The sequence below is a fragment of the Vibrio celticus genome (assembly GCF_024347335.1).
Lineage (GTDB): Bacteria > Pseudomonadota > Gammaproteobacteria > Enterobacterales > Vibrionaceae > Vibrio > Vibrio celticus.
In genome coordinates this window covers 132,863-144,108 of sequence record NZ_AP025464.1, presented here as the reverse complement: position 1 = coordinate 144,108, position 11,246 = coordinate 132,863, and the positions used below count along the sequence as shown (strand labels likewise).

Genomic DNA, 11,246 nt, shown 5'->3' with positions numbered 1-11,246 from the left:
ACCATCAAAATTAACATAAACATTTCAAAGCATGTCTATCGTTACAATTTGTAACGAATGGCGGTTGTCGGTATAGTCCTGCAATTCAAAAAGTGAGACCTTTGCGCTCACCTTAAAGGAGATATAATAATGATTACTAATGATGCTGTAATAATGGGCATGTTAGCTGTTATTCTTGGCGGTGTTTTTATCACGGAAAGTAGCCAAAATAGCGCACTGAAAAAATTCTACTCGTTCGTTCCGGGTCTATTGCTCTGTTACTTTGTTCCTTCTCTATTGAACAGCCTAGGCATCATCGACGCATCAAACTCAAAGCTGTACTTTGTTGCAAGTCGTTACCTATTACCAAGCGCACTCGTTCTACTGATCATCTCAGCTGATCTACGCAAAATCTTCGGCCTTGGCTCAAAAGCCGTCATCATGTTCCTAACGGGTACGGTTGGCATCATCATTGGTGGTCCTTTAGCGATTCTGATTATTGACCAAGTTAACCCTGACCTCGTATCTGGCGATGTATGGCGAGGTCTTACAACGGTAGCTGGTTCTTGGATCGGCGGCGGTGCGAACCAAGCTGCAATGAAAGAAGTGTTCGAGGTTGATGACCAACTTTTCTCTGCAATGATTACGGTTGATGTTATCTGTGCGAACATTTGGATGGCCGTTTTGCTTATCATGGCTGGTCGTCAGAAGAAGATTGATGCATGGTTAAAAGCGGATACTTCATCTATTGAAGAGCTAAAAGAGACTGTATCTAAATACCAAGAAGAGAACGCGCGCCCAACAACTACAACCGATCTCATGAAGATCACGGCAATTGCCTTTGGTTTAACAGGTTTGGCTCACTTATTCAGTGACATGATTGCACCGTGGATCTCAAGCAACGCGCCAGAACTTGCGAAATACAGCCTAACATCTGGCTTCTTCTGGCTGATCGTAATGGTAACAACGTTCGCGCTGATCGCTTCATGCTTCAAATCAACGCGCAGCCTTGAGCACATCGGCGCGTCTAAAGTTGGTTCAGCATTCATCTACATCCTAGTTGCAACTATCGGTATGCAAATGGATGTGACAGCTATCTTAGACAACCCAGGTTACTTCTTCATTGGTATTACATGGTTAACTATCCATGCCCTTCTGATGATTGTGATGGCGAAGCTAATTCGTGCACCATTGTTCTTTATGGCTGTAGGTAGCCAAGCTAACGTAGGCGGTGCTGCATCGGCACCTATCGTCGCGGCTGCATTCCACCCAGCATTGGCACCAGTAGGTATCCTAATGGCGGTATTGGGTTACGCTCTCGGTACATACGGTGCTTACATCTGTGGTCTCATCATGCAGGTTGCTGCTGGTTAATAGAATCGCTTAATCCAATAACACCAAAGGCTGAACGATGATCGTTCAGCCTTTTTCGTTTCTAAAACTGTATTTCAAATAACGGCTTAATCGAACAAAGATGTCAGTTTATTTTCCACCACAGGGCTGATATTAAAGCTCAACATAAAATCTGGACGCGTTTTTTCGTCTTTCTCAAGGTAATAGTTCGCTTCAATCCCAAACTTCCAAGGGCGTCCATTCAGAACCGTTGTTTTACTAACACTGATGTTTAACGGAATTTCCGCCTGATCCTTATTCCAGTCGTACGAGAATGTTGGTGCAGAGCCCACCGTCCAACCTCCTCCTAATATCTCTACCCAAAACACTTGTGTCGATGTCTTGTTGATTCGAGTATCAGAATGGTCGGCTCCGTCTCCAGAAATACCATACAGGTGATTGGGGAACATACCAACAACTCGCTCACTACTCGCCTTCCCGACCATAAACTCTGGCCCGACAGCAAATTGATCAACCGTTAAGTCATTACTACCTGTAGGCAAAGAAGCAAAGAGACCGAAAGCGACAATAGTCCCACCCTCCATTTTAGGCGCATAAGCTAAATCAAATGAGATGTCTGTAACGCCTGACTGATCCATATGTTGGGAACTTGTCGGCGTATCCACATTGAAATCATTCTGAACATAAGAGATCGCAGGACGGAAGATGACTTTGTCGCCATTATCCATTGGAAACGGCAATGTCGGCTGTAATACAGTCGCGAAAGCATCCCCTCCACCATCGTAACCACCTGAATACTGGAGCTTTAAGTTAAGGCTAGCGTAAGCTGTGTTTGGGTTTGCAAGTTCCTTTGCTGCCTTTTCTGCTGCTTGATCGCTTTCAGATTTCGAAATGTCGACATCAGCGCTAGCAAAATTCGGCGTTAATAATATTCCAGTTATTATCAGTGCAAGTGGTTTACAAGCCATGAGCCCTCTCTTCAATAATAAAACAATAAGGTGTAACTGCTTATTGAGTATTTTAGAGATTACTGGGCAGTAAAATGGCCATTAAGTGACAGAGGGATAAGTTAACCCTAGGTAGAATTTAGATACAAAAATGCCCCAAATCGCTTTGAGGCATTTTCAATTAATCAGGAAGCTCGGGAGTGTTTACTCCTTTTGCTTATTCCCAATCAAGAATTACTTTACCAGACATGCCAGAGCGCATCATGTCGAAGCCTTTCTGGAAGTCGTCCACTTTGTAGTGGTGAGTAATGATTGGTGTTAGATCTAGGCCAGATTGGATTAGTGAAGCCATCTTGTACCAAGTTTCGAACATTTTACGAACCAAGAAAAAAGTAATTTAATTTCAACAACTTGCTATAAAACAACCTCTATTTGGGGCGAATTTGGGGCGATAAATTTAAAACAAAAATCTTAAATGTTAAGCAAAAACCTGACTTACAATGTTGCATTTATGCTGCATAATTAAAACGTTGCTCAACTGAAAAACTCTGTTTTTAACAGTCCTCCCTCTTTCATTGCGGTTAAATTTCAACCAAAAACCTTTACGTCTCATAAATAAGCCTGGTAACATAAATGTTACATAATACTGTGCGGTTAGGTGGGGCATTTATGGTAACGGCAATCTCATTAAAAAAATCAACATCCAGACTGAGATATATCCACATGATGAAATCGCTCGTTACTTGAATCACCTTACTGCACATCCGCATGTTTTAGACTGCCTTATCGCCTGCATAAGCCCAATAAAAGTCGTTCAATACAGAAGAAAACTCTACCCTGTCGAGTACCTCGATGAACTCCTCTGGCTTCGTTCTCATTATCCAGAAACGCAAATAGCCTCTATCACTGTTGAAGTAGTCAATAGCATCGCTGAAGTTAACCAACATATCTATACACGACTCATCCTTAAACACCTGTCTTCCATAAATAATAAAGATCTCTATGGACTCGAACAAAAACGGAAAGAGCAAATCAACAGTGACTACTCTCCCTTCTTAAACCAAAAACAGTGGGCCCAACTAATAAATTGTGAGCGTAGTTTGCTGCGTCGGCATCATAAGCAATTAACTGAATCACCAGAACTATCTCCGGAAGCACATATCGACTCCAACGATTTCACGTGGCAAAAAGTGACGCGACAAATACCTTCAAATAACACTAACAAATGAACGGAAGATTGCTATGTGGTTTCTACAACAATCTAACGTATTTCCAGTCGATTTAACCCAATCAGGAGTCTATCTAGACTTCCTATCTCCAGAATTTGCAAGCACTCTGCTCATAGAACATAGGCGAATAGGTCTCAATTATTTATGGCAACTGTGCCCTACTCCTGTCAGTATTCGCTTTATCGACTCTTATAAGAGCATTATCTATCGCTGGTTAGATATCCATGTTCAACTTACAAATCACCCTAACCAGTTGCAACAGAATCGACTATACCTATTAAAAAATTGCATTGATGAACTATGCCATTGCATGTCTATTAATAATCAAGATTTTGTACGATTGAATTTGCGCTTCCAATAACTGAACTGAGATTGGTCTAGATCGTGGGTTCGGCAGTATTGCGCTTGCGAGAAATTAGTGGTTTGCCATGCCTCGACATGACGGTGCCAAGTTTGCTGTAGAGATGACATATAAGCCTCAATGAGTAATGACTGTTGTCATTATCGGGGCTTGGGTTTAAATGGGAATGGGGTCGAGAATTAAGCGCTTACCCACAGATCTGAGATTCATGTAACGAGGCTGTCTTGCAGCTGTAGCGACTCCCACTTTCTCTGCCAGCTTCAAGGTTTCGGCTTTATATTCAGGAGAATGGATAATACGTTTCTTCTTGCTTGTCATGGTTCACCTCATTAGTGATTGTACTCACTTAACTCAGTGTCCAAAACTGCTGGTGCGGATCATACCAATGAACGCCATCAAGGAGATAGAGCGACCAAATTACAGAAAAGTTAGTCTAATAAGCGATGCGGTATGGTGGGACTTTGCTATTTGAAAGTCTTCTCAGAATGAAGAAACGAAAATCTGATTCAGCATGTAAACGATCGTTTGTGTATGCTTTCTGTTTGGCGACTAAACCATATCACTTGCTAACGTTTTTGTTTTTAGTTCCCGATAATAGGCTATGTGAACAAAAAAAAACCGCCTATGCGACTATCAAATCAAAGGCGGTTTTTATCTAGGTATAATGGAACCGTTTAGCTTGTTAAGTACGCATACACTCCTTTCGCTATCGGGATTCCCTCAACTTCACACTTGGCTTTGTAAGCAACTTGTGGGTCGTTAGGCGCGAGTACTTTTTCTGTACCTGGTACTGGTGCGACAGCTCTCAGCTCAGACACCATCGCCGCCATAGTCACTGCGAACAATGCATTACCTAGCTTCTCAGGGTTAATCACAATCACCAAGCTAGCCAGTTTACGCATCTTGTCGTAATCACCGTACATGCGTACTACATGATTGCTGAAGTTTGCTCCCATCAATGCTCCAGTCAAAGCATCAATTGCCAATGCGATACCAGACCCTTTGTGACCACCAAACGTCAACAGGTTTTCAACTTTATGAGGGTCTGTTGTCACATTGCCTTCGACATCGATTGCTAGGCCTTCGCCTATTGATTGGTTGGTCTCTTTTGCGTGCAATAGTTTGCCAAAAGCGGTTGCACTGGTTGCCATGTCTAAGATCATTGGCGTGCCACCCTCAACAGGGAAACCAAACGCTATTGGGTTAGTGCCCAAAAATCGTTCTGCTCCACCGTGAGGCGCTACACAAGTATCAGTTTGAGTCATGCCAATCGCAATCATACCTTGACTGGTCGCTTGCTCCATGAAGTAAGACAACGCGCCACAATGAGAGGTATTCTTAACACTGACAAAACCTAATCCAGTCTCTTTGGCAAGTTCAATACCATGATTGGTTGCCGCGATAAGACCTGAATGCCCCATACCATCATCGGAGTCTAAAATGGCTACCGAAGGAGACACTTGTTCAATAGTAAACTTCGCGTTTGCGTTAAGACCACCAGCAGCAAGTCTATTGCAATAGTGTTCAACTCGCATCACACCATGTGAGTGCACGCCTGTGATGTCGGCATGAACTAACACATCTGTCACTTCATTTGCCGTTTTTTCATCAAGTCCTGCTGCAAGGAGTTTGCCAAGCGCGAGAGATTTAAGCTCTTCTGATTTAACGTTGATTGTAGACATGTTACTTCCCTTTAAAAATTGATTACGCCTTTGACTAGCTCTTTATTCTCGGCAACATCTTGCTTGTAGTTATTGCCGAAGGTGTGGAAGTCATAGTCTTTATTTTTCATGATATCTTGGTTAATAGCGCCTGAAGCCATCAACTCAATAACGCGTTCAAAATCCACTCGAGTTGCGTTGCGACTGCTCAACAGTGTTGTTTCTTTTTTATGGAATGTTGGATCATCTAGAACTAAGTCACCGATATAAAGGCCGATAAATACAATTTTTCCGCCATGGCGAATCAAATCTACACTGCGTGACATAGAACCTTTATTACCGGTTGCATCCATTAACACACACGCTAGTTCACCGCCAAAAGCTGCTTTCAAGTTTTGAACGTAATCGTCCTCCAGCGGGTTGAGAGATTGAACGCCTAACTTGGTAACCACTTGGTCGCGTCGGCCAGCATCAACATCAACCACAACGACATTAGCACCTTCCGCTTTTGCAATTGCCGCAGCGGCAAGGCCAATCGGACCAGCACCCACTACAACGACATTGTTGCGAGCGTTAATCTCAGCACGACGCACAGCGTGAGCACTGATAGCGAAGCACTCAACCAGAGCGCCCTCTGAGCTGCTAACATTCTCAGGGAGTTCAACTAAGTTATCTTCGTAAACCGCTAAATATTCTGAAAAGCCACCATCACGATGAACACCATATAGCGATACATTTTCACAACAGTTTGTTTTGCCTTCATTACATGCAGAACACGTTCCACAAGGTACGCAAGGGATTACAGAATAGCGCTTACCCCGCGTTACCGACTGACAAGCTTGACCTACTTTTTCCGCTGTACCACAGATCTCATGTCCAAGTACTCTTGGGTAGGAAAAAAATGGCTGTCTGCCCGCGTACGCGTGAATGTCAGTACCACAAATACCTACAGAGTTAATCTTAATAAGTACTTCATTATCTAAGATCGACGGAATATCACGTTCGATATATTCGATGCTATTTGGTTCATGGCAAATAAGTGTTTTCATGGGTGTTTCCTTAATTCTTGGCAATAGAATCAATGACAGCATTGATTCCTTTAGATTCAATAGACATAAATGCTTCAAGCACTTTTTTGTGAAACTCTGGGTTCTCGGATTTGTGTGAACCAAAGATTTTTTCGATTGATAGCAGTGCATTCGCTTTCTCCACTGACGGAGCGTCACTCAAGGCAATTTCTTTATAGATAGCCTCAAGTGGATCAAAAATCGTGTCACCATTGGTCGCTTGGCTTAGGGTGTAATGCATCCATCCAGCAATAGCAATCGGAAGACACACACTTTCAATACCTCGACGCTGTAGTGTCATAAATGGATCAATAGAGCGCTGTGGCAATTTTTGAGAACCATCCATCGCGATTTGACCTGTTTTGTGTTTAATATTGGTATTACTAAATCGCTGAATCAGAAGGTTTGCGTAGGTCTCAAGATTGACCTCAAGCCCTTCTTGTAACGATTTAGCTTGCTCTTGCGTCATTAGACGAAGCGTTGCTGTTTTCAACGCCTCATCTTGCATACATTGGTAAATAAACTCATGCCCTGCCAAGCTGCCGTTGTAGGCGAGAAATGAATGGCTGCCGTTTAGCATTCGAAGTTTCATCTCTTCATAAGGCAGAACATCACCGACAAACATAGCCCCCGCTACATCCCAGTCAGGACGACCAGCAACAAAATTGTCTTCAACCACCCATTGTCTGAAATCCTCACACACAATCCCACAAGGGTCTCGATAACCAGTTTCCTGCTCTATGACATCAAATTGATCTTCCGTCATCGCGGGTACAATTCGATCAACCATCGTGCTCGGGAACGTCACATGCTCTTCGATCCAATATGCAAACACTGGATCCAATGCTTTGGCAAACGATACAACCGCGTCTTTTGTCAGCAAGCCATTCTCTGGGATATTGTCGCAGGACAGAACACTAAACGGTGTTAAACCCAGTTCACGACGTTGGCGTAATGCCTCGGTAATACAACCAATTGCGGATTTTGGTAACTGTGGATTGGCTAAGTCATTCAGAATCAATTCGTTACTTAAATCCAAGCGACCAGATTGAGGGTCAGTGCAGTAGCCTTTTTCCGTAATCGTCAAAGACACGATTTTGACCTGTTCTTCAGTCATTTTTGCTATTGCACGTTCAATGCCATCAACCGGAGTGTGAATTGACTCCGAAACCGTTCTGATCAATCGGGTATGGGTATCGCTTGCAGACTTCTCAACAACCGTAAACTGTTCATTTTGTTGTTGTAGATTGCGAATAAGGTCTTCTGGACCAAATAGGTTAACTTCACAAATACCCCACAACTTACCTGTTGCTTGGTTTGTAAGATCGTTATAAACCGCCTGATGACCTCGATGGAATGCACCAAAACCAAGGTGCACAATATCCGTTTGTAGTTCTGCTCTGTCATAATTTGTTTGAGACGAGTATTGAGCGTCCAAAATTCTGTTTGCTGATGTCATATTCTAAGCTCGATTGGTTGACCATTACATTAAAAATTGGCTAAATTCTGCCGCGTTTGACCAATTATAGACACAAACACAAAACCAATACAAGACACTGGACAACCAATTAAAATAATAACAAGTGATGCAGATAACAATTTTAAATGGGAAAACAATATAAGTATATCCAAAAGCCTTACCGATAAAGGCCATAATCCAATGTTCACACAAATAACAAAAGTGTGATCTCAGGCTTTAAAATACCAAACCAATTGGTTGACCACAAAAACATCCACCTTTAACATAGCATCAAGTTCAACCAATTTTAGTGGATATAGGTATTTTGCCTTTTATCTTCAACCTAAAATCAATTTATGAGTACTAAAATGAAAGATATTAGTCCAAAATATCCAGAAATCTTAAGCTTTGGCGAACCAATGTTTGAGTTTAGCCAGCTAAGAGACGCCACTAGCGGTGAAGGTGATTTTTTAAGTGGTTTTGGTGGTGATGCCTCTAATTTCGCCATTGCGGCCGCCAGACAAGGCGCAAAAGTTGGAATGTTGACTCACCTGGGTGATGATGAGTTTGGTAAGCGTTTTTTAGATTTGTGGGAGCAAGAGCAAGTTTGTTCAAGCCAAGTGTTCTCTAATGCAGACGCTCATACTGGCGTCTACTTCATTACCCATGATCAAAAGGGACATCATTTTTCTTTTATGAGAAAAAACTCAGCAGCATCGCTTATTACCCCTGCTCGCTTACCAGTTGATGCCATCTGCCATGCTAAGTTGTTACATACTACCGCCATTACACAAGCGATCAGTGCGTCGAGTTGTGATGCGGTATTCAGTGCTATCGATATCGCGAATAGCAATAATACGTTAGTTTCTTTTGATACTAACTTGCGCCTTAAACTATGGTCGATAAAACGAGCGAAAGCCATTATTGAAGAAACTATTTCAAACGTCGACATCTGCTTTCCAAGTGTTGATGAGGCTCAACTGCTTACAGGACTAGAGCAACCTGATGATATTATCGATCACTACCTCAAGCTTGGCGCTAAAGTGGTGGTACTTAAGCAAGGTGGTGATGGTGCCACAGTTGCAAATGAACATACTCGCCATCACATCAAGCCGCATCAAGTCACGCCCGTAGATGCGACTGCAGCTGGCGACTCCTTTGCAGGCTCATTTTGTACTCATTATGTCAATGGGTTGAGTTTAGAAGACTGTTTAGCCCACGCGAATGCGACCGCCTCTATCACCATTACGGGTTACGGCGCTGTTGCTCCACTACCAACACTTGCTCAAGTGAAATCTCGTATGGTCGGCAACTAATCGTTAAGGAATTATCATGTCACTATTAAATAAACAGTTAGCTCAGTATAAAGTCATTCCCGTTATCGCTATTGACCGCGCAGAAGATATTTTGCCATTGGGCGAACAGCTGGTCGAAAATGGATTACCTGTTGCGGAAATCACTTTCCGTTCAGACGCCGCAGAAGAAGCGGTCAGACAGCTTCGTAAGGCTTATCCAGATATGTTGATTGGTGCCGGCACCATCTTGAACGAAAATCAAGTGATTGCCGCCAAAAAAGCAGGGGCTAATTTTATCGTTTCACCGGGGTTCAACCCCAATACAGTCAATGCGTGCTTAAGGCATGACATTGATATTATTCCTGGTGTGAATAACCCATCTCTGGTTGAACAAGCGATAGAATTAGGTGTTACCACGTTGAAATTCTTCCCTGCCGAAGCCTCCGGTGGGTTAAATATGCTTAAGTCTTTACTCGGTCCCTACCAACAAATTAAAGTCATGCCAACAGGTGGCATTAATCCTAGCAATGTTCACGACTACCTATCATTACCTGCTGTACTTGCTTGCGGTGGCACTTGGATGGTTGATAAAAAACTGGTCAACGATGGTAACTGGGCTGAAATTGGCCGATTGGTTCGCGAAGTTGTTAAATCTGTCGCTTAAGTGAAAATAGAATGTAGAGAGCAATATGAATACAGCAATTAAAAATATTGAAACCAAATTGTTTAAGATCCCTTTAGCAGAGATTCTCTCTGATGCTAAACATGGCGATCATGACCACTTTGAATTAATCACAACGACAATCACTCTTGAAGATGGCAGTCAAGGAACTGGCTACACGTACACTGGCGGCAAAGGCGGCTTTTCTATAAAGGCGATGTTGGAACACGATATTCAACCCGCGATTATCGGTAAAGACGCTTCAAAAATCGATGAAATCTACGACTTTATGGAATGGCACATTCACTATGTAGGTCGTGGTGGTATATCCAGCTTTGCTATGTCCTGCGTAGATATTGCACTTTGGGATTTAAAAGGTAAACGTGAAAACCAGCCTCTCTGGAAGATGGCCGGTGGAAAGAACCATACTTGCCAAGCTTACTGTGGTGGTATCGATCTTCAATTTCCGCTTGAAAAATTACTGAGTAACATTAAAGGCTATCTAGATAGTGGCTTTAATGCCGTCAAGATAAAGATCGGTCGCGAGAACATGCAAGAAGATATTGGTCGAATCAAGGCTGTGCGTGAATTCATCGGTCCTGACGTCACGTTTATGATTGATGCAAATTACTCGTTGTCTGTTGAACAAGCAATCACGTTATCTAAGGCAGTTGAACAATACAACATCACATGGTTTGAAGAGCCTACCATTCCCGATAACTATCTTGGCTATGCCGAAATTGCAGACAACACGTCTATCCCACTTGCTATGGGTGAAAACCTACATACTATCCATGAGTTTGGTTATGCGATGGATCAAGCGAAACTCGGTTTTGTACAGCCGGATGCGTCTAACTGTGGCGGTATCACAGGGTGGCTTCAAGCCGCTCATTTAGCCACAAAATATGGTGTCCCTGTGTGTACTCATGGCATGCAAGAGCTTCATGTTAGCTTAGTGTCCGCTTTTGATACTGGATGGCTAGAAGTGCATAGCTTCCCTATTGACGAATATACCAAACGTCCACTTGTTGTCGATAACCATCGCGCTGTTGCCCCAGAAACTCCGGGGATCGGAGTTGAATTCGATTGGAATAAGATTGCTCAGTATCAAGTTTAATCTGGCTCGCTCCAGTATCTAGTTTTTCATTAACCTTAAAGACCTTTGCCCCTCAATATTGAGGGGCTTTTTTTTGAATACTGCAGCATTTCATATAGATGCCGTTACCTGTTAATT

General features: G+C 42.8%; 9 protein-coding genes and 2 pseudogenes. 4 read left to right on the top strand and 7 right to left on the bottom strand.

Features of this window, described 5'->3' with window-relative positions:
- Positions 1–129: 129 nt before the first annotated feature.
- Positions 130–1,353 carry a DUF819 family protein gene (locus OCV19_RS16895; protein ID WP_065677804.1) on the top strand — a complete coding sequence of 408 codons (1,224 nt, stop codon included), beginning with the start codon at positions 130–132 and terminating at the stop codon, positions 1,351–1,353.
- An 86-nt stretch (positions 1,354–1,439) separates the two neighbouring features.
- Here the strand turns inward: OCV19_RS16895 and OCV19_RS16890 are convergent, their stop codons facing one another.
- The 7 genes and pseudogenes from OCV19_RS16890 to OCV19_RS16865 all read right to left on the bottom strand — a co-directional run bounded on the left by OCV19_RS16890 (position 1,440) and on the right by OCV19_RS16865 (position 8,056).
- Entirely contained in the window at positions 1,440–2,300 is an 861-nt protein-coding gene (locus tag OCV19_RS16890) for a hypothetical protein (RefSeq protein WP_065677805.1), read from the bottom strand.
- Positions 2,301–2,496: 196 nt separating this feature from the next.
- Positions 2,497–2,658 (bottom strand): annotated as a pseudogene (gene tdh, locus OCV19_RS16885) (L-threonine 3-dehydrogenase); the annotation flags it as partial.
- Positions 2,659–3,832: 1,174 nt separating this feature from the next.
- The gene (tnpA, locus tag OCV19_RS25015; RefSeq protein WP_390904195.1) at positions 3,833–3,979 is read right to left on the bottom strand and encodes an IS66 family insertion sequence element accessory protein TnpA; all 147 of its coding nucleotides are present in this window, start codon (positions 3,977–3,979) and stop codon (positions 3,833–3,835) included.
- A gap of 80 nt (positions 3,980–4,059) precedes the next feature.
- Positions 4,060–4,187: pseudogene (locus OCV19_RS16880) on the bottom strand (IS3 family transposase); the annotation flags it as partial.
- Positions 4,188–4,543: 356 nt separating this feature from the next.
- Positions 4,544–5,551 carry an Ldh family oxidoreductase gene (locus OCV19_RS16875; protein ID WP_065677807.1) on the bottom strand — a complete coding sequence of 336 codons (1,008 nt, stop codon included), beginning with the start codon at positions 5,549–5,551 and terminating at the stop codon, positions 4,544–4,546.
- 11 nt (positions 5,552–5,562) lie between these two features.
- Entirely contained in the window at positions 5,563–6,579 is a 1,017-nt protein-coding gene (locus OCV19_RS16870; protein ID WP_065677808.1) for a zinc-binding alcohol dehydrogenase family protein, read from the bottom strand.
- A 10-nt stretch (positions 6,580–6,589) separates the two neighbouring features.
- On the bottom strand, positions 6,590–8,056 hold the full coding sequence (locus OCV19_RS16865) for a mannitol dehydrogenase family protein (protein WP_065677809.1): 1,467 nt from the start codon (positions 8,054–8,056) through the stop codon (positions 6,590–6,592).
- 368 nt (positions 8,057–8,424) lie between these two features.
- On the opposite strand from OCV19_RS16865, the gene OCV19_RS16860 reads away from it, so the two are divergent.
- Genes OCV19_RS16860 through OCV19_RS16850 form a run of 3 tightly spaced genes read left to right on the top strand, consistent with a single transcriptional unit; the run spans position 8,425 to position 11,129 of the window.
- Positions 8,425–9,372: a sugar kinase gene (locus OCV19_RS16860; protein WP_065677810.1), complete on the top strand. Its 948-nt coding sequence runs from the start codon at positions 8,425–8,427 to the stop codon at positions 9,370–9,372.
- A gap of 16 nt (positions 9,373–9,388) precedes the next feature.
- Entirely contained in the window at positions 9,389–10,015 is a 627-nt protein-coding gene (locus OCV19_RS16855; protein WP_065677811.1) for a bifunctional 4-hydroxy-2-oxoglutarate aldolase/2-dehydro-3-deoxy-phosphogluconate aldolase, read from the top strand.
- 25 nt (positions 10,016–10,040) lie between these two features.
- Entirely contained in the window at positions 10,041–11,129 is a 1,089-nt protein-coding gene (locus tag OCV19_RS16850) for a 3,6-anhydro-alpha-L-galactonate cycloisomerase (protein WP_065677812.1), read from the top strand.
- Positions 11,130–11,246 lie beyond the last annotated feature (117 nt).